General features: G+C 67.3%; 22 protein-coding genes. 13 read left to right on the top strand and 9 right to left on the bottom strand.

Annotated elements, in window-relative coordinates; translation table 11 throughout:
• Positions 1 to 303: 303 nt before the first annotated feature.
• Entirely contained in the window at positions 304 to 2829 is a 2526-nt protein-coding gene (locus K5K93_RS14830) for a sulfite reductase flavoprotein subunit alpha (protein WP_222388288.1), read from the top strand.
• Between the two features lie 86 nt (positions 2830 to 2915).
• Here K5K93_RS14830 and K5K93_RS14825 read toward each other — a convergent pair whose 3' ends face one another.
• The gene (locus tag K5K93_RS14825; protein WP_222388287.1) at positions 2916 to 5453 is read right to left on the bottom strand and encodes a methyl-accepting chemotaxis protein; all 2538 of its coding nucleotides are present in this window, start codon (positions 5451 to 5453) and stop codon (positions 2916 to 2918) included.
• Between the two features lie 202 nt (positions 5454 to 5655).
• Between K5K93_RS14825 and K5K93_RS14820 the strand changes: the two genes are divergently transcribed.
• Entirely contained in the window at positions 5656 to 6489 is an 834-nt protein-coding gene (locus tag K5K93_RS14820) for an arylamine N-acetyltransferase (RefSeq protein WP_222388286.1), read from the top strand.
• 32 nt (positions 6490 to 6521) lie between these two features.
• Here K5K93_RS14820 and K5K93_RS14815 read toward each other — a convergent pair whose 3' ends face one another.
• The gene (locus K5K93_RS14815) at positions 6522 to 6893 is read right to left on the bottom strand and encodes a VOC family protein (protein ID WP_099785578.1); all 372 of its coding nucleotides are present in this window, start codon (positions 6891 to 6893) and stop codon (positions 6522 to 6524) included.
• Between the two features lie 113 nt (positions 6894 to 7006).
• Here K5K93_RS14815 and K5K93_RS14810 point away from each other — a divergent pair, with 113 nt between their 5' ends.
• Positions 7007 to 7723: a transporter substrate-binding domain-containing protein gene (locus tag K5K93_RS14810; RefSeq protein ID WP_222388285.1), complete on the top strand. Its 717-nt coding sequence runs from the start codon at positions 7007 to 7009 to the stop codon at positions 7721 to 7723.
• A 36-nt stretch (positions 7724 to 7759) separates the two neighbouring features.
• Here K5K93_RS14810 and K5K93_RS14805 read toward each other — a convergent pair whose 3' ends face one another.
• Together K5K93_RS14805 and K5K93_RS14800 are read right to left on the bottom strand one after the other, a co-directional pair.
• Complete coding sequence (locus tag K5K93_RS14805) at positions 7760 to 8662, bottom strand: LysR substrate-binding domain-containing protein (RefSeq protein WP_032976453.1); 903 nt, start codon at positions 8660 to 8662, stop codon at positions 7760 to 7762.
• Positions 8663 to 8905: 243 nt separating this feature from the next.
• Complete coding sequence (locus K5K93_RS14800; protein WP_222388284.1) at positions 8906 to 9460, bottom strand: GIY-YIG nuclease family protein; 555 nt, start codon at positions 9458 to 9460, stop codon at positions 8906 to 8908.
• 84 nt (positions 9461 to 9544) lie between these two features.
• On the opposite strand from K5K93_RS14800, the gene K5K93_RS14795 reads away from it, so the two are divergent.
• Together K5K93_RS14795 and K5K93_RS14790 are read left to right on the top strand one after the other, a co-directional pair.
• A complete protein-coding gene (locus K5K93_RS14795) occupies positions 9545 to 10342 on the top strand; it encodes a serine hydrolase (protein ID WP_222388283.1) in 798 nt (265 codons plus the stop codon).
• A gap of 69 nt (positions 10343 to 10411) precedes the next feature.
• Positions 10412 to 10945: a hypothetical protein gene (locus K5K93_RS14790; protein WP_222388282.1), complete on the top strand. Its 534-nt coding sequence runs from the start codon at positions 10412 to 10414 to the stop codon at positions 10943 to 10945.
• Between the two features lie 19 nt (positions 10946 to 10964).
• Here K5K93_RS14790 and K5K93_RS14785 read toward each other — a convergent pair whose 3' ends face one another.
• Complete coding sequence (locus tag K5K93_RS14785) at positions 10965 to 11567, bottom strand: TetR/AcrR family transcriptional regulator (RefSeq protein ID WP_229655636.1); 603 nt, start codon at positions 11565 to 11567, stop codon at positions 10965 to 10967.
• A 9-nt stretch (positions 11568 to 11576) separates the two neighbouring features.
• Positions 11577 to 12173 carry an NAD(P)H-dependent oxidoreductase gene (locus K5K93_RS14780; RefSeq protein WP_222388281.1) on the bottom strand — a complete coding sequence of 199 codons (597 nt, stop codon included), beginning with the start codon at positions 12171 to 12173 and terminating at the stop codon, positions 11577 to 11579.
• A 190-nt stretch (positions 12174 to 12363) separates the two neighbouring features.
• Between K5K93_RS14780 and K5K93_RS14775 the strand changes: the two genes are divergently transcribed.
• Entirely contained in the window at positions 12364 to 12765 is a 402-nt protein-coding gene (locus K5K93_RS14775) for a response regulator (RefSeq protein ID WP_222388280.1), read from the top strand.
• Between the two features lie 11 nt (positions 12766 to 12776).
• On the opposite strand, the gene K5K93_RS14770 is transcribed toward K5K93_RS14775, so the two are convergent.
• Entirely contained in the window at positions 12777 to 13604 is an 828-nt protein-coding gene (locus K5K93_RS14770; protein WP_222388279.1) for an isocitrate lyase/phosphoenolpyruvate mutase family protein, read from the bottom strand.
• Between the two features lie 387 nt (positions 13605 to 13991).
• Between K5K93_RS14770 and aroQ the strand changes: the two genes are divergently transcribed.
• Genes aroQ through accC form a run of 4 tightly spaced genes read left to right on the top strand, consistent with a single transcriptional unit; the run spans position 13992 to position 16789 of the window.
• Positions 13992 to 14444 (top strand): type II 3-dehydroquinate dehydratase, encoded by a 453-nt coding sequence (gene aroQ, locus K5K93_RS14765; RefSeq protein WP_025878630.1) that lies wholly within the window; start codon positions 13992 to 13994, stop codon positions 14442 to 14444.
• Positions 14441 to 14863 carry a lysozyme inhibitor LprI family protein gene (locus tag K5K93_RS14760; RefSeq protein WP_222388278.1) on the top strand — a complete coding sequence of 141 codons (423 nt, stop codon included), beginning with the start codon at positions 14441 to 14443 and terminating at the stop codon, positions 14861 to 14863. Before aroQ ends, K5K93_RS14760 begins: the two co-directional genes overlap by 4 nt.
• A gap of 54 nt (positions 14864 to 14917) precedes the next feature.
• On the top strand, positions 14918 to 15409 hold the full coding sequence (gene accB / locus K5K93_RS14755; RefSeq protein WP_025878628.1) for an acetyl-CoA carboxylase biotin carboxyl carrier protein: 492 nt from the start codon (positions 14918 to 14920) through the stop codon (positions 15407 to 15409).
• Between the two features lie 12 nt (positions 15410 to 15421).
• Complete coding sequence (gene accC / locus K5K93_RS14750) at positions 15422 to 16789, top strand: acetyl-CoA carboxylase biotin carboxylase subunit (protein ID WP_025878627.1); 1368 nt, start codon at positions 15422 to 15424, stop codon at positions 16787 to 16789.
• A gap of 147 nt (positions 16790 to 16936) precedes the next feature.
• Here accC and K5K93_RS14745 read toward each other — a convergent pair whose 3' ends face one another.
• Positions 16937 to 17311 carry a hypothetical protein gene (locus tag K5K93_RS14745; protein ID WP_093818147.1) on the bottom strand — a complete coding sequence of 125 codons (375 nt, stop codon included), beginning with the start codon at positions 17309 to 17311 and terminating at the stop codon, positions 16937 to 16939.
• Positions 17308 to 18273 carry a hypothetical protein gene (locus K5K93_RS14740; protein WP_222388277.1) on the bottom strand — a complete coding sequence of 322 codons (966 nt, stop codon included), beginning with the start codon at positions 18271 to 18273 and terminating at the stop codon, positions 17308 to 17310. The genes K5K93_RS14745 and K5K93_RS14740 overlap by 4 nt, the downstream gene beginning before the upstream one ends.
• A 150-nt stretch (positions 18274 to 18423) precedes the next feature.
• Here K5K93_RS14740 and prmA point away from each other — a divergent pair, with 150 nt between their 5' ends.
• The 3 genes from prmA to fis all read left to right on the top strand — a co-directional run bounded on the left by prmA (position 18424) and on the right by fis (position 20527).
• Positions 18424 to 19344, top strand: a complete 921-nt coding sequence (gene prmA / locus K5K93_RS14735) for a 50S ribosomal protein L11 methyltransferase (RefSeq protein ID WP_222391087.1) — start codon at positions 18424 to 18426, stop codon at positions 19342 to 19344.
• A 42-nt stretch (positions 19345 to 19386) separates the two neighbouring features.
• Positions 19387 to 20136, top strand: a complete 750-nt coding sequence (locus K5K93_RS14730) for a DUF3426 domain-containing protein (RefSeq protein WP_222388276.1) — start codon at positions 19387 to 19389, stop codon at positions 20134 to 20136.
• Between the two features lie 115 nt (positions 20137 to 20251).
• A complete protein-coding gene (fis, locus tag K5K93_RS14725; RefSeq protein ID WP_006397198.1) occupies positions 20252 to 20527 on the top strand; it encodes a DNA-binding transcriptional regulator Fis in 276 nt (91 codons plus the stop codon).
• Positions 20528 to 20625 lie beyond the last annotated feature (98 nt).

Here is a 20625-nt window from a genome sequence, read left to right as displayed (position 1 = left end):
CGGTTGCGGGGGCGTGAGCCGCATGGATGCGGCGACCGAGCTTACATGGACGTACTTGCAGCGTCCCCCGCAACCGGACCCACCCCGCCTACCCTCAGGAAACCAGCTTCGGCTGTTGCTGTTGATGTTGATGTTGCTATTGAGGTTGCCGGCCAGCGGCCGGCACTACGGCGGGTGCAGGGCGCAGCCCTGCCGGCAAGCCCTCCTTGACCGCAGCGGCCTGCGACCCGGAGAATTACGAGATTAATTCTCATTTGCTGTTGCGCAGGATGCGGGCGGCAGCCTCGACGGCCCTCGATCCCGATGTTCAAGAACGTCCTGTTCCAACTGCACTGGCTGCTGGGCATCAGCGCGGGCGCCATCCTGGCCGTGATGGGCCTGAGTGGTGCAGTCCTGTCGTTCGAGGATGAACTGCTGCGCGCCGCCAATCCCGGCTTCGCCGAGATCGCCGAGCATCATGCCGACAACCAGCAGCCGCTCGCCCTGAGCGAGCTGGTGCCGTTGCTGCAGGCAGGCAGCGAGCGGCCGCTGCAGCGCCTGCGGGTGGATGCCAGCGGCCAGCGGCCATCGGTGGCACGCTTTGCCGGCGGCAAGGACCACTGGGTCTATTTCGACCCCTACAGCGGCGAGCGCTTCAGCGCGCTGCGCGGACAGGCCTTCTTCGATTTCGTCGAGGACCTGCACCGCCACATGGTCGCCGGCGAACGCGGCTCGTGGATCACCGGCAGCTGTGCCATCGCGCTGTTGTTCTTCACCCTGTCCGGGCTGTACCTGCGCTGGCCACGCCGCTGGTGGCACTGGCGCAGCTGGCTGGCGGTGGAATGGGCGCGCAAGGGCCGGGGCTTCCTGTGGAGCCTGCATTCGGTGATCGGCACCTGGGTGCTGCTGATCTACCTGATGAGCGCACTGACCGGGTTGTGGTGGTCGTTCGACTGGTATCGCAACGGGCTGACCCAGCTGCTGGGTGTCGCGCCCCCAGCCAAGCACAAGGTCGCCACGGATCTGCCCCTGGATCTGCACAAGGTCGAAGCCACGCTGTACGCACTGCCCGGAGTGCGCCAAGGCTTCATCGACCTGCGCCTGCCGGAGAAGCCCGGTCAAGAGCTCAACGTACGGGTGATGTCGGCGGATCCCGCACAACGGGGCGGCCATCACGACCGCGCACATGACCTGCTGCAGCTCGACCCGGCCACCGGCGCGGTCCTCGACGCGCGCCCCTACGCGCGCCAGGGTGCCGGCGGCCAGCTCACCACCAGCATGTTCGCCCTGCACTCGGGCAGCTTCTTCGGCATGCCCGGGCGCATCGTGGTGATGCTCAGCAGCCTGGGCATGTGCCTGTTCTTCGTTACCGGCTGGCTGTTGTACCTGGACCGCCGCCGCGGCCAGCGTGCCGCCCGCGTGCTGCGGCAGAGCGTGCCGGCAGCAGCACCCCATGCCGCGGGCACGCCGTGGCTGGTGGTGCATGCCAGCCAGAGCGGCCTGGCCGAACAGTTGGCCTGGCGTGCGGCGGCACAGCTGCAGGCCGCCGGCCATGGAGTGCAGGTACTGCCGCTTGCGCGCGTAGCTGCCACGCAGCTGCAGGCCTCCACACAAGCGCTGTTCGTGCTCAGCACCTTCGGTGATGGCGAACCACCGGACAACGCACGGCGCAGCGCGCGCCAGTTGCTGGCACAGCTTCCGGATCTTTCCGGGCTGCGCTACGGCATGCTCGCGCTGGGTGATCACCAGTACGCGCAGTTCTGCGGGTTCGGCATCCAGATCGACGACTGGTTGACGCGCTCGGGCGCGAAAGCCTTGTTCGCCCGCATCGACGTTGATGCCGCTTCGGTAAAGGCGCTGCGCCAATGGCAGCTGCAGCTGACCGGACTCACTGGCATCGACACCGACGACAGCGTGTTGCCGGCCGCCACGGTGATGCACGACTGGCGCCTGCTCGGCCGCACCCTGCTCAACCCCGGCAGCGTCGGCGGCCAGATCTGGAAGATCCGCCTGGCACCACCGGCCGATGTCGACTGGCGGGCCGGCGACATCCTGCACATCGCGCCCCGCCACGACCCGATGCACGCAAGCGCGGTACTGCGCGCGCATGGCCTGGATCCCCAACAGCCACAGCTGATCGATGGCGTTGCCAAGACCCTGCTGGAACTGGCCAGCGAACGCGTGCTGCCCGAACCCGGCCGTGCGTTGCCGGTGCAGGATGCAGGCCTGTGGTTGTCGGGCCTGCCGTCACTGCCTGGGCGTGAGTACTCCATCGCCTCATGCGCCGCCGATGGCGAAGTGGAGCTGGTGGTGCGGCTGGTCCGCGACGCAGCGGGCCGCGCCGGCCTGGGCTCGGGCTGGCTGGGCCTGCATGCGCCGATGGACGGTGCGATAGCCGCCCGCGTGCATCGCAACCCCGGCTTCCATCGGCAGCCGGGTGCGCCGATGGTGCTGATCGGCAACGGCACGGGCATCGCCGGCCTGCGCAGCCTGCTGCGCGAAGCCGCGCACCAGGGCGAGCACGGCCACTGGCTGCTGTTCGGCGAGCGTCAGCGCGCGCACGATTTCCTGTTCGCCGACGAGATCATCCGGTGGCAGGCTGACGGGCATCTGCTGCGCTTGGATCAGGCCTATTCGCGTGATGTGGACGATGGCAGCTACGTACAGCACCGACTGCGGGCTGCGACCGATGAACTGCAGGCGTGGTTGGCACGAGGTGCAGTGATCCATGTGTGTGGATCGCTGCACGGCATGGCCGACGGCGTGGACCAGGTGCTGCGCGAGGCACTGGGCGATGAAAGGGTGGAGCTGCTGCTGGAGAATGGGCGCTACCGGCGCGACGTGTATTGAATCCGTTCGCCGGGCATGGCCCGGCGCTACCCTTCATGGGTTTCAACGGTAGCGCCGGGCCACGCCCGGCGAAGGCGATCAGGCCATCACGCTGCAGCCCGTGCCCGGCGCTCGGGCTGCAGCCGGAACGCGGCCACCGCTTCGGCCAGCGCGCGCACCTGGGTCTGCATCTGCGCAGTCGACGCGCCGGCTTCTTCCACCAGGCTCGCATTGCGCTGCGTGCTGGCCTCCATCTGTACGACGGTCTGGTTTACCTGGGCAATGCCCGCATGCTGTTCGTGCGAGGCACTGCGGATACCGGCCAGCAGGCCGGCCAACTGCTGCACGCTGCTGACGATCTCGTCCATCGTCGTACCCGCCTGCTTGGCCTGCGCACTGCCCTGGTCGACCCGCGTCATCGAATCCTCGATCAAACCCTTGATCTGCTTGGCCGCATCGGCACTGCGCTGGGCCAGCAAGCGCACTTCGGCCGCCACCACCGCGAAACTTCGGCCCTGCTCGCCTGCACGCGCGGCCTCCACTGCCGCGTTGAGGGCCAGGATATTGGTCTGGAAGGCGATGCCATCGATCAGCTGGATGATGTCACCGATGCGCCGCGACGCCGCACTGATGCCCTGCATGGTGGCCACCACCTGGCCGACCGCAGTGCCGCCGCGCTCGGCAACCCGGGCGGCCTCACGTACCAGTCCATCGGCGCGCTCCGTCGCATCGGCGTTGCGGCCGACGGTATCGGTCAGTTCATGCATCGATGCAGCGGTTTCTTCCAGGTTGGCGGCCTGCTGTTCCGTGCGCTGGGAAAGATCGTGATGGCCGGCAACGATTTCACCCACCCCCACATCCAGGCGGACGGTGGCCTGCTGGATGCGGGTGACGATGTGGCCCAGCTGCGCGACAGTGGCGTTGGCATCGTCACGCATGCGGGCGAACACGCCCTGCAGGTCGCCCTCCAGGCGCACGCTCAGGTCGCCGCGTGCCAGTGCGGCCAGCAGCGCCTGCAGATCACCGAGGTTGGCCTCGAAGGTGGACAGCAGGCGATTGATGCTGGTCGACAGCGTGCGCACGAAGCCCTGCTTGCCCTCAAGCACGATGCGTCCCTGCAGCTCGCCATGCGCCGCCGCGTCGACCAGTGCCGCCACTTCGGTTTCCAGCAGTGTCTCCAGCGCGCGGCTGCGCCATTCCACTGCCACGCCGAGGAAGTGGTCGTCCTCGACGATGGCGTTGGCGATCAGCTGGTAGCGGGTGCCGGCGTGGCCGATCTCGCGCTCTTCGCGCTGACGGACACCAATCAGCCCCGCCAGTACCGGGTGCAGGCGGACCGCGTCGCTGCCAAGCAACGACTCTGCAGGACGATCCAGCAGCTTCAGCAGCGCTGGATTGGCGTAGGCCACCTGCCCTTCCGCGTCGACCACCATCAAGCCGGTCTGCGCGCTGTCCAGCGCTTGCCGCACGCGCGTGTTGCCGCGCGCAACCGCGCGCTCGGTTTCGATCCGCGCACGCAGGCGTTGCTGCATGTCGACCAGGCACTGCGCAAGCTGGCCGATCTCATCGTTGGCGTTGTGCACGCGCAGCGTGGTGTCGAGCCGATCATCGGCGATATCGCCAGCGAAACGCAGGGTGTCCTGGATCGGCCGACGCACCGCGCGGACGACCAGCACCAGGCTGGTGATCAGCACACCGGCCACCAGCAGCAGGGTGGCCACGAACAGCACGCTGGCCATCCGTGCGCCCGACTGCTGACGAAGCTGCGCCTGGGCCAGTGCCGCAGTCTGTGCCTGCTGGAATGCGGCCAGTGCCGGGCCCACGGCTGCCGCCGTCTCGAGCAGCGACTGTGCTTCCACATCCAGGCCGACACGCGCGGCGGTATAGCCCAGCAGCGCGGCCTGGTAGGCCTCCATGCCCGTGCGCACGTGCTCTTGCACCTCGGCTGGCAGGCCCGCCAATGCCAGATCGAAGGGCAGCTTTTCTTCGCTGGCACGATCGGCGTGGGTGGAATCGCCATCGAGCAGCAGCAGCGCTTCCTGGCGCCGCATCCGCTGCACATGCAGGGAAAGCGCAGGGCGCTCCAGCGCGTCCACCTGTGACTGCAGTGCGTCGGCGGACTGCTGCAGCTGCGCGGCCAGGCCTGCGTCGCCGCGTCCCATCTCATCCACCCGCTCGAACAACGCGGCGATGCCCTGTGAGAATGCGTCGACGGCTTCAGTCATCGCCTGCAGCACCTTGCGCCGACCCGCATCCATCGGCATTGCACGCAACGCCTGCAGATCCTGCTTCAACATCCGTTGCGTGGCCAGCAACTGGCTGCGGTCGGCATCGTCGAAACTTCGCGCATACTGGGTCTGCAGGCGCCGGGCCTCGGCCACCCGCGCTGCCAGCGAAGCGACGCGGTCACTGCCCTGCTGGTAGCTGGCCTGATCGCGCGCCGCCTGCTTGCTCGCATGGCTGGTCCAGGCATGGACGGCGGCAATGGCCACCAGGCCAAGGCTGCAGACCAGCAGGGTCGCCTTGAGCTTGTCGGCGACGCTCAGCCGATGGGGCTGCAACCAGCGCAGCAGGCCAGGGAAACGCGAACGCAACCCGGCAACGCGGCTACGCAGGGACCGAAGGTGGGGAACGACGGCCGGCATGACAGACTCCAGGCGGAAGGACGCACCTGTATCGACTGGTTGCAGCAGAACTTTAGCCCCGGATTGATTCCTGCCACGAGCGGCGGGCAGTTGTCGCTGTTGTACCGGCCGCAGACGACCGGGGGATGACACCGGCGGGATGCGCTTGACCTCAACCCCGGTTGCGGTATCACAGTGGAGGCCCCTGCCCGTGATGCCTGCCATGCCCATCGACGTCCCCCGCTACCTGCAGCGCCTGCAGCTGGATGCCCCGCCCCCGCTCACCCTGGCCGGGCTGACCCTGCTGCAGCAGCGCCACAACGCCCTGCTGCCGTTCGAGACCCTGACCAGCCTGCTGCGCGACGCGGTGGCGATCGACCTGGACAGCGTCCAGCACAAGCTGCTGCACGCGCAGCGCGGCGGTTACTGCTTTGAACTCAATGGCGCGTTCCTGGCCCTGCTGCAGGCCTTGGGCTTCGATGCGCAGCCACTGAGCGCACGGGTGCTGCTGTCGGCCACCGATGGCGAGCTGACTGCGCGTACGCATCTGCTCCTGCGGGTGCGTCTGCAGGAAGAGGATTGGCTGGTCGATACCGGCTTCGGCAGCCTGACCCCGACCGTACCGCTGCGCCTGCACGAGACCGCAGTGCAGGACACACCGCACGAGCGTTACCGAGTGCGGACGCTGGATGATGGCGACTTCATGCTCGCCGCCGAGGCGGGGGATGACTGGCGGGCGCTGTACCGCTTCGACCTGCAGCCACCGGCGCCGATCGACAACGAGGTAGGCAACTGGTACGTGTGCACGCATCCGCAGTCGAGCTTTCCCGGCCAGCTGCGTGCATCACTGACCGGGCCGGATTGGCGACGCACCATCGGCAGCGGCAACTACACCGAATACCGCCCGGGCCAGGCGCCGGCCAAGCGCCCGCTGCGTGATGTGCAGGATGTGCGCGAGGTGCTGCAGCGGGGCTTCGGCATGCGCCTCCCCGACGATCCGCGGTTGGATCCGGCCATCGCCGATTGGCTGCAGCGATCACGGGCCACGTCCGTGTAGCGCCGCGCCATGTTCGGCTGCCGTCCTTGCCGCTATGGGTTGACGGGTGCCTGCAAGGCAATCCGGTTGCCCTCGCTGTCGCGGATCTCGGCCACCCGCCAGCCACCGGCCACGGCCGGGCCAAAGCACAGCACCGCGCCGGCCTGCAGGGCACGCTGCAGGCTCCGATCCAGATCGTCCACGCCCAGGTAGATGCGCGGGCCCTGCTCCGACGGCACGTAGTCGGCGCCGTGTACCAGCGCCATGCTGGCACCTGCGGCGTCGTCGTTGAACGACAGGTAGGCCATCCGACAGTCATGCAGGTCGATCGGCGCTTCGATGCGCACCTGCAGCCAGTGCTCGTAGAACATCACGGCGCGTTCGAGATCGGCGACCGGAACTTCAACATGCAGAATGGGATTCATGGTGATGGTGCTCGGCGTGCAGGTGGATGAAAGGCAGCATCGCCGCCCTGTGCACGGCACGATACGGCCCCGACTGGCATGCTGGACAGCCTGCCACCGTACTGGAAGCGCCCATGTCCCTGGCCGATCACCGTCATGCCCTGGCCCCGTTGGGCTTCCTGCGCGTTGCCATCAACCTGGGCAACCCGGTGCTGGCCCAGGGCGACGCCAATTCACCACGTGGGCCGTCGGTGGAGCTGGCCACCGCGCTGGCACAGCGGCTGGGTGTGCAGGCACGCTTCAGTTGCCACGACGCGGCCGCATCGGTGGTTGCAGCGGCCAGCGACGATGCATGGGATCTGGCCTTCCTGGCGGTGGACCCGGCACGTGCCGACCGCATTGCCTTCAGCGCGCCGTACGTGGAGATCGAAGGCACCTATCTGGTGCGCGATGACAGTCCAGCACAACGGGTTGCAGACCTTGATCGCAACGGGCTGCGCATCGCGGTGGGACGCGGCGCCGCCTACGATCTGTTCCTCAGCCGTGAGCTGCGGCACGCGACGATTGAACGTGCCGACACCTCGGCCGCGGCCATCACCCTGTTCGGCCAGCAGCGGCTGGATGCAGCGGCCGGCGTACGCCAGCCCCTGCTGGCCTGGGCGCAGGCACATCGCGGCCATCGCGTGCTGGCCGATCGCTTCACCGTCATCCAGCAAGCGGTTGCCGCGCCCATCGTACGGCCCGCAGCGGCGTTGCAGGCGCTGTTCGCGGAAGTGCAGGCGATCAAGGCCGGGCCGCTGCTGGGCGAGGCCTTCGCGCGTGCCGGGCAGGCAGTCACGCTGTTGCGGTGACGCTCACTTCATGGCGTCGCGCCTGCCCGGGTGACACTACCCCGCGTCTGCGGCCTGCATGTGCCGCACATGCTCGGCCGCCTGGGCGTGCAACCATTCGCGGAAGGCCAGGAAACCACGGTGCCGCACCGAGCGCTGCGGATACACCAGCCAATGCGGCCATGCGGTTTTCAGGCGCCGGTCCGACAACGCAACCAACTGGCCGGAATCCAGCAGCAGCCGCGCCCGCGTCACCCGTCCCAGGGCAACACCGACGCCGTCCAGTGCGGCGCGATGGTGGGCTTCGGAATCATCCAGCACCGCCACGTACCGCGCCGGCGGGCGCTGCCCGGTCAGCGCGAACCATGCGCCCCACGCGCCGTCGGGGTCTCCCAGCAGCGGCCACTGTGCCAACGGTAGGTGGCCGATGCCGCCCATGCGCTCGATCAGTGCCGGGCTGGCCATGGGCAGCAGCCATTCGTCGAACAACGGTTCCACCACCAGCCCCGGCCATTGTCCGCTGCCCAGCCGCAGCGCTGCATCGAACTGCAGCTGCCGGTCGAAGTCGATCAGCCGCTCGCTCGACTGCAGATTGATTTCGATCTGCGGATGCGCCGCCACGAAGTTGCCCAGGCGTGGCACCAGCCAGGCGCTGGCCATCGACGGCACGGCGCTGAGGGTGAGCACATGCTCCGGTCGAGCGGCGTAGGGCTGGAAGGCTTCGTTGATCGCATCCAGGTGTGGGCCGATCTGATCCAGCAGGCGCTGCCCTTCCAGGGTCAAGGCCACACCGCGTGCCTGCCGTATCAGCAGCGGCTGGCCCAGGCGTTCCTCGAGCTGGCGCATCTGATGGCTGAGCGCACTGACCGTCAGGTTCATCGACGCGGCGGCGCGGGACAGGTTGCCCAGGCGTGCGGCAGCGACGAAGCCCTGCAGGGCATGTAGCGGCGGGCGGGACATAAGCTTTGAATTCCTCTCAAGTCGACCTTGCGGAAATGTCGCTTTTTGCACCGCCATGCTGCCCGTATCGTGCATTCCACTCAAGTGGAGACACGATCATGAACATCTTCAGCGGTCTGTTGTTCCTGCAGGGTCATGTGACCAACGTTGCCCTGGCCCAGCGCCTGGCCAGTCCCGTTCCCGCAGCGCCCGATGCACGCCGGGCACCCCGTCCGGGCAACCCCCCGGCCGCCCCGGGCAGTGTCACCACCCGCGCTGCAGGTGCTCGGGCAACCACGGATGCGGATCGATAGCGAGCGCGCGATACGCATCGATGGCGGCGCGCAGTGCGGCCACGCCGACGGGCGAACGCAGGCTTTCCTCTTCCGGCACCTGCACTGCAGCCCAGTCATGCAGCCGGTCCAGGCGCTGGACCATCGCAGCCCGCAGCCACAGCCGCAGCGGATAGGTGTGATAGCCCTGCTGCGCCAGCGCTTGCACAGCTTGGGCCAATGCAGCGTTGGCCCCGCGCACCCATTCGGTGTGCCCACCGGCCTTGTCCTGCACCGTCATCGGTGCCGGTGCACGATGCAGCTTGAAGGGCCGGCGCAACTGCAGTTCCAGGTCACGCGCATCCCGCTCTGATTCCGCCTCGACCAGCGCGCCTGCTTCCAGATCGAAGAACTCGAACCAGCGCCGATGCAGCGCACTGATCCGGCCCAGCGGATCGCGCGAGAAGCCGATCTTCGCGTAGTCCTCCCAGGCACAGGGAAAGACGTAGGCGAACACGCGGCCATCGATGCGGATGTCGGAATCCATTTCCACAGGATCGCGTGGCGGGTATTCGCAGGATGTGCAGGCAATGCCCACGGCATGCGTACTTCCAGCTACGCTTGCGCGACCATGTCTTCATCGCACGCCCCTCGCCCGCCCGTGTCATCGATCACGATCGATGCTGTCTCGCTCGACATCCTGCAGCAGCAGCACGCGGATCTGCGACGACCACCGGCCTCGCTGACCAAGCTGATGACCGCCTGCACCGCGTACGACCTGCTCGCGCAGTCGGGCGGTTCGTGGTCGGACATGATCACCATCGATCCGCGCGACGTGCACGAGGTGGCCGACGATGAAACACGGATGGGCCTGGTGCCCGGTGAAAGCATCGTCCTCGGCCGGCTGCTGGAGGGCCTGATGGTGGTCTCCGGCAACGATGCCGCGCTCGCCCTGGCCCGTCACCTGGCCGGATCGCAGGCGGCGTTCGTGCAGCACATGAACGATCACGCGCGAGCGCTGGGCCTGCACGATACGCACTTCATCTCCGCGTCCGGCATCACCACTGCGGGCCATCTGTCGACCACACGCGACATGGCGATGCTGGCCGCGCACCTGCTCGCCCGCCACCCCCATCTGCTGGCGATCACCGCACAGCACAGCTTCGTGCACCGCACCCTGCACAAGGCCAACCAGAACGCCCTGCTGGGCGAAGACGGCGTGGATGGATTGAAGACCGGTTACACCCAGGCGGCCGGCTTCTGCCTGGCAGCCACCGCCCGTCGCAGGTGCGCTGGGCACGCCCTGCCACTGCGCCTGATCACCGTGGTGCTGGGCGCTGATTCCCGCGCGTCGCGCGATGATCAGGTCCGCGCGCAGCTTGATGCAGGCTTCGCCAGCGCCGGAATGGCCGACGCCCAACGCGCGTGACCGGCAGGCTGGGCAGACACCACGGGCAATGCGCTCTATAGTCCAGCGCCCGAAGGAGTACCCCCACCGATGGATCGACGCCTGTTGTGCTGGATGCTTGCGCTGTCCTGCATGTTCGCCGCTGCAATCACCCATGCCGGCGAACTCAGCCCTGCCGAGACCGAGGCGCTGCAGCAGGATGTGCGTTCTCTGCTCTCCACCTTCGCGCGTGGCGATACCGATGCCATGATCGAGCGCACGCATCCGAGCGTGAAGCGTTTTGCCGGCGGCGACGCGGCGTATGCGAAGGCCACGCGCGATGCGATGAAGGCACTCGACGACATGGGCCTGAAGCTCATCAGCGATGATGTCGGCGAACCGACCGGCACCTACGCTGCCGGCGACGAAGAAGTCTGCTTCGTGCCGCGGACCACGGTATTCACCACCGACGCACAGACAGTGAAAAGCCTCACCTTCATGGTCGCCATCCGGCAGGTCGGCGGTACGCAGTGGCGCTACATCGATGGTGCCGCCATGCAGGCAATGCCGGAGCTGCTGCGACAGCTGTTGCCGGACCTGCCGCGTGACGTGCCACTGCCATCAGTCAGCGTCGAGCAACTCTAGGCCGCTTCGCCCACACGATTCAGCTGCCACGCTTGACGATGGCGACGATCACGCGCTCCAGCTCGGCCTCGGCAGCCGTGTGTTCCACCGCGCCGGCCGCAACCGCTTCAGACAGGGTTTCGGCGGCACCGAGAATGGCCCACAGCCCGGTAGCCGGCACGGCCTCGCCTACTGCGAACGGGCCCAGCCACTGCGCGCACTTGTCGATGAAATCCTGCTGATAGCAACGGCGTACCGCACGCAGTTCCGGTGATCCGGCCAGCGCGGCGAGAATGTCCTGGATCTCGCTGCCCTGCGACAGCACACAATCGATGTAGCCCGAGGCGATGGCATGCGCGCGATCCTTCAACCGGGCCTTCGCACTGCCGATGCGCTCATCGAAGACCACGGTCTGCTTGTGGTCATAGTCGGCATACAGCGCGGCCAGCAGGCCGTTGCGGGTTTCGAAGTGGTCGTAGGCCAGCGGCTTGGTCACACCGGCCGCCTCCGCCAGGCGGGCCAGGGTCAGCGCATCGGTGCCCTCTTCGCCAACCAGCGCCCACGCCACGTCCAGCAGCTGGCGGGCGCGCTGTTCACGGGTCAGGCGGCGACGGGGCTCGGGCGCGGCAGGTCTGGAAGGCAAGGGAGATCGTCAGGGCGCGGGGGTTCCGATCTTACGTCCGATGTCCACTGCCGTCTGCAGATGCGCTTCGGCCATGCCGCTGTCGGCGTCCAGCAGCAGCGTGGATGACAATACCGGCGCTCCGCAGTAGTCGAAGATACCCTCGTCGATCTGGGTCTTCATCGCCGCGCCATAGCCACGCCGGTCGATCATCTGCTGGCCCGCGCCGCCCAGCCCGACCAGATGCACCTGCAGCCCCTGCAGCTTCTTTTCCACCTTGCCATCGGCACCTTCGTCATAGGCCCAGCCCTGGGTGAAGACGCGGTCGATCCATCCCTTCAGCAGCGCCGGGAACGACCACCAGTAGAGCGGGTAGACCAGCACGAGCGTGTCGGCCGCATCCAGCCGAGCGTGCTCGGCGGCGACATCGGCCGGTAGCGTTGTGGTCCTGCGGAAGAATCCGTGGTCCTGGGCGTTGAAACGTGGATCGAAGCCTTCGGCCATCAGATCCACCGAGGTGACCGTATTGCCGGCATCGGCGTTGACGATGGCCTCACCGATCCTCGCAGCGACCGCGTGGGTGAGCGAGGCCGGTTCAGGATGTGCCACGACAATATGGCTATGCATGATGGGGCTCTGCTGTTCACTAGTTACCAATGGTAACTACGATTGCAGCCAGCACCAGCACCATCGGTGGAATGCTGTTGCGCGCCGCAGTCGCTGTTGTGCACATCACAGCCACACCGGGCTGCCACGGCCTTGATGCCGGTAAGCGGATGCTTGCCGGACCAACGCAGCATTCGCACGACAACACACCATGCAGAGCAACAACGAACGACCCGCACCGCTACCCCGCCTGCTCCTTGTGGAAGACCAGCTCGATCTGGCTGATCTGATGGAACAGGCCCTGACCGACGAAGGCAACGAAATCGCCCACGCCAACAGCGTCTTCGAGGCATTGGGCATGCTCGACAGTGGCCACTTCGACGGCGCCGTGCTGGACGTGGAACTTCGTGATGGCGTGGTATTCCCTGTGGCCGATCGGCTGCTCGAACTGGGCATCCCCTACCTTTTCGCTTCAGCGGTATACGACCAGCTGGTGCCGGTCCGGCATCGGCGCGCGCCCTTCCTGGCCAAACCGTTCCATGTGCAGGGCCTGCAGCGCGCGGTGCGCGAAGCGCTCGGCAGGACGGCCACCCCGCCGACGACGCCGCACTAGCCTGCACGCACCTACGGCTTGAACAACCCGTTGAGCTCGGCACCGGACGGGGTGGCCGGCAGCGCATCGAATGATCCACTGGCAAGCATCTGCCGGGAGGCGTCGAGAAAGCCCGACCACGCGCTGCGGGCCAACGCACCGCCGACACTGACCCGGCGCACGCCCAGACTGGCGGCCTGCTGCAGCGTCATCACGCCGGGCGCACCGATCAGCAGGTTGACCGGCTTGCCACGGGCGGCCTCCACCACGGCGCGGATCTGCTCTGCGGTCCGGATGCCTGGCGCGTACAGACAGTCGGCACCCGCCTGCGCATAGGCGCGGATGCGGGCCAATGTATCGTCCAGATCGGGTCGCCCGACGAAGAAGTTCTCCGCGCGCCCCACCAGCATCACGTCGTGCGCGCTTTCATCAATGGCACGGCGCGCGGCCTGCAGCCGGGCCACGCTGTCTTCGATGCTGCGCAGCGGATGGTCCGCATCGCCGCTGGAATCCTCGATCGACAGGCCAGCCACACCGGTAGCGATCGCCATCGACACGCTCTCGTGCACCGCCTCCGGGCTGCGGCCAAAACCATCTTCGAAGTCGGCGTTCACCGGTAGATCGGTCGCCGCCACCATCGCCTGCAGATGAGCGAGGATCTCGCTGCGACCCATCGCCCCGTCAGGCTGCCCGTGGGCCCAGGCATGGCCGGAACTGGTGGTGGCCAGTGCCTGGGCACCCAATCGCGCCAGCGCCACGGCACTGCCCACGTCCCATGGATTGGGCAGCAGGAAGCAACCGGAGGCATGAAGCGCCCTGAAGGCGGCACGGCGGTTTCGGATGGCGTCGGCACTCATCACGGACTCCTGGTGGATACGTTTTGCCCGGTTGCTGCCCGCGCAGTGGTCATCTGGCAGCGGGCTTCACGGCGGCGCGGCCCGGTTCCACTGTCGTCTGCGGCGCAGGCTCTGCAACATTGTCCTGTCCAGCGTCCCCGCCACGCCAGCGCTGCGCCCGGCCAGATGGGGCCACCGGGCGCGGAAAGCCGCGAACGCCGAGGGGATGCTGGGCATGCGCGCTTCCCACTATCTACTATCTATAGGAAGCGTCCCAGCTTACGTACACCATGCAACCACGCGGAAGACCGCATCTTTCAAACGGCCGCTTTAAACACCACTAATTTCGCCGAACTGGACAGCATCCTCAGCTTCCGCCAGACTGCCGCCCTTTCCCGTCAATCGGATCCCATGGCGAAGCTGCTGGTCCTGCATGGCCCCAACCTCAACCTGCTCGGCAGCCGCGAGCCGGAGGTCTACGGCCACACCACGCTGGCCGACATCGACCAGGCGCTGGCCGCCCAGGCCGCTGCCGCAGGTCATGCGCTGGAGAGCCTGCAGTCCAACGCCGAGCACGTCCTGGTGGATCGTGTACAGGCCGCACGCACCGACGGAACGGCCTTCATCCTGATCAACCCGGCCGCCTTCACCCATACCTCGGTTGCCCTGCGCGATGCGCTGGCGGCGGTGGCGGTGCCGTTCATCGAGATCCACCTGTCCAACCCGCATACGCGCGAGCCCTTCCGCCAGCACAGCTATTTCAGCGACAAGGCGGTGGGCGTGGTGTGTGGCTTCGGTGCCGACAGCTACCGCTATGCGATGGACGCGGCATTGGCGCGCGTGCAGGCTGCCGCCGCGTCATGAGCCTGTCGCGCGTCCTCGCCAGCGTAGTGCTGTGGGCCGGCCTGTGCGGCGCTGCCAGCGCGTTCGACCGCAAGGACGAAGGCATCGACTGCGCGCATCCGACCACCACGATGGAGAGCGACCTGTGCGCCTCGGACGTGGCAGCGGCCGCCGACGTCGAACTCAACACCGTCTATGCCCAGGCACGCAGGCAGCTGCGCACGCCGGCCAACGGCGGCACCTGCAGCTACTGCGGCAACGCCGAACAGGAACTGGTGCTGGCCCAGCGCGCATGGATGCAGCTGCGCGACCACGACTGCCAAGCGGTGTATGCCCTCAACTCCGACGGCTCCGCCCGCAACGGCGCGCAGATGCGCTGCCTGATCACCCTCGCGCGCGACCGCACCCGGCAGCTGCGCGACTTCTACGAACTGCTTTGACCCGAGCGCAACGCGCTTCCCACCACACTGACATCAAAGAGCAAAGAGGCCACCATGGATCTCCGCAAAATCAAGAAGCTGATCGACCTGCTGGAAGAGTCGAACCTGGCTGAAATCGAAATCAAGGAAGGCGAAGAGTCGGTGCGCCTGTCGCGCGCTCCGGTGTCCGGCTACGGCATGATGCAGGCCCCGCCGCAGATGATGATGGCCGCTCCGGCCGCCGCCCAGCCGGCCACCCCGGCCATGCCGATGCAGTCGCCGACCGAAGCCTCCACCGGCGGCACCGCCAAGCCGGGCAACGCGCTGCCGGAAGGCCACGTGCTGCGCTCGCCGATGGTCGGCACCTTCTACGCCTCGTCCGCACCGGACAAGCCGGCGTTCGTCAGCATCGGCCAGCAGGTCAAGGCCGGCGAGACCCTGGCCATCATCGAAGCGATGAAGATGTTCAACCCGATCGAAGCCGATGCGTCGGGCACCATCGTCGCCATCCTCGGCGAGAACGGCCAGCCGGTGGAATTCGACCAGCCGCTGTTCGTGATCGGCTAAGGGGCGGCTGCCATGCTCGACAAAGTCGTCATCGCCAACCGAGGGGAAATCGCGCTGCGCATCCTGCGCGCGTGCAACACCCTGGGCATCCGCACGGTGGCCGTGCACTCCACGGTCGACCGCAATCTCAAGCACGTGGCCATGGCCGATGAATCGGTCTGCATCGGCCCGGCGGCGTCGGCGGAAAGCTACCTCAACATCCCGGCCTTGATCGCCGCGGCCGAGGTCACCGACGCCCAGGCCATCCACCCCGGTTACGGCTTCCTGTCCGAGAACGCCAACTTCGCCGAGCGCGTGGAAGAGTCCGGCTTCATCTTCATCGGCCCGAAGGCAGACACCATCCGCCTGATGGGCGACAAGGTCGAAGCGATCCGTGCCATGAAGTCGGCCGGTGTGCCCTGCGTGCCCGGTTCGGGCGGCCCGCTCGGCGACGACATCGTCGCCAACACCAAGATCGCCCGTGAGATCGGCTACCCGGTCATCATCAAGGCGGCCGGCGGCGGCGGTGGCCGCGGCATGCGCGTAGTGCACGCCGAAGCCTCGCTGAAGACCTCCATCGAGACCACCAAGAGCGAAGCCAAGGCCGCGTTCGGCAATGGCGAGGTCTACATGGAGAAGTTCCTGGAGAACCCGCGCCACGTGGAGATCCAGGTACTGGCCGACGGCCAGGGCAACGCCATCCACCTCGGCGAGCGCGACTGCTCGATGCAGCGTCGTCACCAGAAGGTGGTCGAGGAAGCGCCGGCACCGGGCATCACCGCCGAGCAGCGCGAGCAGATCGGCAAGGTGTGCGTGGAAGCCTGCATCCGCATCGGCTACCGCGGCGCCGGCACCTTCGAGTTCCTGTACGAAGACGGCCGCTTCTACTTCATCGAAATGAACACCCGCATCCAGGTGGAACATCCGGTCACCGAGATGGTCACCGGCATCGACCTGGTCGCCGAACAGCTGAAAATCGCTGCCGGCCAGAAGCTGTCGATCAAGCAGAGCGATGTGGTGCTGACCGGTCACGCGATCGAGTGCCGCATCAACGCCGAAGATGCCGAAACCTTCGTGCCGAGCCCGGGCACCATCACCGGCTTCCACGCACCGGGCGGCCCCGGCGTACGCGTCGATACCCACATCTACAGTGGCTACCGCGTGCCGTCGAACTACGACTCGATGATCGGCAAGCTGATCGTGCACGGTCCGGACCGCGAGACCGCCATCGCCCGCATGCGGGTGGCGCTGAGCGAGATGGTGGTCGATGGCATCAAGACCAACATCGCCCTGCAGCAGCGGATCATGCGCGACAAGGGCTTCCAGGCCGGTGGCCAGAACATCCATTACCTGGAAAAGCGCCTTGCCGAGCGCAAGAGCAAGCCGATCGCGTTGACCTGATCGGCAGAGTGCCATCGCCGGACACGAAAAGGGCGGGGATTTCCCCGCCCTTTTCTTTTTTGTTTTCGGTAGCGCCGGGCCATGCCCGGCGGCCTTCCATCGCCACCGCCCACCCGCCGGGCATGGCCCGGCGCTACCGGCGTGGCGTCAGCGCGCGTCGGCCGCGGTCGCCGGAATCTGCGAGTTCGGCAAAGGACGCACGCCGTTGGGTGAGGTCGGATCGACGATCACCATGGTCTCGCTGGAACCATCGGGCCAGACCACCTGGAAGGTGCTGCCGGCCGGCAACGACGAGAATGGCACGCCACTCTGCGCGCGGTACACGGCGGCAACCTGGCTGGCGCCGGCACGGCGTACATCCTCCTGTGCCTTCACCGAGGTCAGCTCCACCTTCGACAGATGCCGGTAGCGGTCTTCGTAGGTGTCGATCATCAGCAGGCCTACCGCACCGGCCGAATAGGCCACGAACAACACCACCCAGAACCAGAACTTGGCCCCATGCAGGAATCGACGGTAGTTCATCGCCCGTCCCTCGTGCCAATCAATCGCTTGATCCATTCCTTCATTTTCCCCGCACCTTGCCGCGAAACCGCGGCGTCATACACAAAATCACGGAAGTCCTGCGTTCCATCCGGCGAACAGATCCCTCCATTCGCACAAAAACTGTTGACCAGCACGCTGTCGGCTCCACAGGGAAGACCGAGTTCGCAGGCCGCAACCCGCCATGCCAGTTCACTCAGCTGTTCACCGGCCACCATGCCGGTCAGTGCCTTGTCGCCCGCCGCACGCAGTCCCATGCCCGGCGCGATCGCCATGTATGCCTCCGGGTCGCGCGAGGTACGTACGCGTTCAACCAGGTCGCGGCGGTACTGCTCGCTGTCCTGCAGTGGCTCACCTTCGGCAAACAGCGCTGCTTCGGCCGCCAGGTTGCCCTGCTGGGCCGCGCGACGACGCTCGCCGATCACCAGTGCCGGCCCCAGCTTGTCGCCGGGCACGAAGCCACCGCAACGCTGCGCCACCCGTTCGCGCGCCTCCACCATCTCCGGCGCCGCACTCAGGCCGAGGCCGGAAAGCACGTTGTTGTCCAGCCGGTAGCCGCCCGGGTCAACGGCGTACTGCGCGCAGTAATCGTAGACCCGGCTGAGCATCCAGCGCGCCTCGTGGTTGCCCTGGTCGGCCTGCACGCGCAGGCGCTGCGCGTAGGCGTACAGATCGGTGGCACTTTCGATGTCGGCGCGGATATCCAGCGGCAGGCCCGACGGCAGAGCGGTGCCACGTTCGAAAGCCGCGAGGCGGCGTGCCAGCGCTTCGGGCATCACCGGTGCCAGCGCGCCCTGTGCATCGCTGGCCTGGGCGGCCAGCGGCACGTCGACGTGCGCGTCCATGGCCCGGCTGTGGCCGTTGGCCCGATAACCGGCCACGCCCAGCACGGCCACGGCCGGCAGGACGAGCAACCAGGTTTTCAGGGTCGGGGCGAAGGCCATCGGCAACGGTCGGCGGTACGGCGCACAGGAAAGCGCCGAGTTTAGCAAGGCCCGTGAGGCCTGTCTGAACCGGCTTCGTTCATCTCAAGGCATACGGAGACGCCCCGATGGTCTAGCATGGCCCCCTTTCCCGCGATTGCCCTCACCGCCATGCCGTTCCTGGAACTGACCCTGCGTTGCACCGAAGCCACCCAGCCCCGCTATGAGAATGCGCTGGAGGATGTGGGCGCGCTGGCGGTGACCCTGCTTGATGCCGAAGCCGACACCAGCAACGAACAGGCCATCCTCGAACCCGGCGTGGGCGAGACCCCGCTGTGGGACACCCTGGTGCTCAGCGCGCTGTTCCCGGCCGACAGCAACGCCTTGCTGCTGCTGGCCGCGCTGGAAGCCTTCGACCCGGAGCTGGACTGGAGCAACGGCAGCTTCCGCGCCGTGGAAGACGAAGACTGGGAGCGCGCGTGGCTGGACCAGTTCCAGCCGATGGACTTCGGCAGCCGTACCTGGATCGTGCCGTGGAACCACGAACTGCCGGACGCCGCGAAGGCCGCCGACGCCGCCATCGTGCGCCTCGACCCGGGCCTGGCCTTCGGCTCGGGCACCCACCCGACCACCGCGCTGTGCCTGCGCTGGCTGGACCAGCTGGCCATTGATGGCCAGCTGCAGGGCCAGCGCGTGCTCGACTTCGGCTGTGGTTCGGGCATTCTCGCCCTGGCCGCGCTGAAGCTCGGTGCCGCCCAGGCCATCGGCGTGGACAATGACCCGCAGGCGTTGATCGCCACCGCCGGCAATGCCGAACGCAACGGCGAACAGGCACGCATGCAGGTGTACCTGCCGCAGGACGAACCGGTCGCCACCTACCCGATCGTGGTCGCCAACATCCTGGCCTCCGCACTGGACGCACTGGCCGAACTGCTGGCCACCCGTGTCGCCAGCGGTGGTCGCATCGCCCTGTCGGGCATCCTGCATGGCCAGGAAGACGAACTGCTGCAGCGCTATGCGGCGTGGTTCGACGACCTGCAGGCCACCCAGGATGGCGACTGGATGCGCATCACCGGCGTGCGCCGCGCCTGATCGTGGTTGAATGACTGCTGGATCCGAGCCCGCGCCCTGAGCATGTCCGAGCCGAACCCACCGCGTCGCCCCCTGGCCACGTTCCTGCGCACCGCGCCGGGATGCGATGCCGCGCCTGAAGCCACCGAACCGCGCGAACCGGTGCCGACCGATGCAGTGCCGGTGATCGAGGACATCGACCCGGCAACGGACATCGTGGCGGCAACCGAAACAGAACCGGTGGCCGCCGCTGATCCAATCATCGAGCCGGACTTCACCGCCAAGCCCGGCATCGTTGCCACCGCCGCCGATGCGCCCAGCTTCCTCGGCGTGCGCCCGCGGGCGCTGCCCACCCCTCGCTGGCATTGGCTGCTGGTGGCCGGGTTGGCGCTGCTGCTGTTGCTGCAGAGCGTGCTTGCCGACCGTGCACGGCTGGCCGCCGATGCCGGTACCCGGCCGTGGATCAGTGCGCTGTGCAGCGTGCTGCGCTGCGAGCTGCCCGCTTGGCGCGAGCCCACCGCATTGACGATGACCAGCCGTGAAATCCGCCCGTTGCCGACCCAGGCGGGCGTCCTGCAGATCCAGGCCAGCATCCGCAACGATGCGCGCTGGCCGCAGGCCTGGCCGGATCTGCGCTTGTCGCTGTCCGATGCCGATGGTCGGGTGATCGGCACCGGCGTGTTCACCCCGGCGCAGTACCTCGGCGAAAACCCGGGGGCCACCGCGCTGGAACCGGGTCAAAGCGCCCGCATCGCCTTCCGCGTGCAGGAGCCTGCCGCATCCACGGTCGCATTCACCTTCGAGTTCCTTTGACCTGGACCTGACCGTCCGGCCGTGGCAGGCCGGGCACGCTCGCGCTAGACTGACGGCAATCACCTCATCCGGTCCGGCGCCCCGCGTGCATGGACCAACCAGATCGGGAACCCCCTTGAACGCTGTCCTTTCTCGTCCTGACAACAGTCGTGGCGCTGCCCGGCCACCGCTGCGCGAACACGTGGCCCAGTCCGTGCGCCGTTACCTGCGCGACCTCGATGGCTGCGATGCGGACGATGTCTACGAGATCGTGCTGCGCGAGATGGAGATTCCACTGTTCGTGGAAGTGCTCAACCACTGCGAAGGCAACCAGAGCCGCGCAGCGGCGATGCTGGGCATCCACCGCGCCACCCTGCGCAAGAAGCTGAAGGAATACGGCATCAGCGCGTAGGCGCGGATGCGTCTACCGCGGAACACCCCATCCGGTAGCGCCGGGCCATGCCCGGCGGCATGGTGATCTGCCGCACTTCGTGCTCGCCGGGCATGGCC

The organism is Stenotrophomonas sp. DR822 (assembly GCF_019793815.1).
Taxonomy (GTDB): Bacteria; Pseudomonadota; Gammaproteobacteria; order Xanthomonadales; family Xanthomonadaceae; genus Stenotrophomonas; species Stenotrophomonas indicatrix.
Note: the sequence above shows the minus strand (reverse complement) of the source record. Positions and strands in the feature narration are given on the sequence as shown.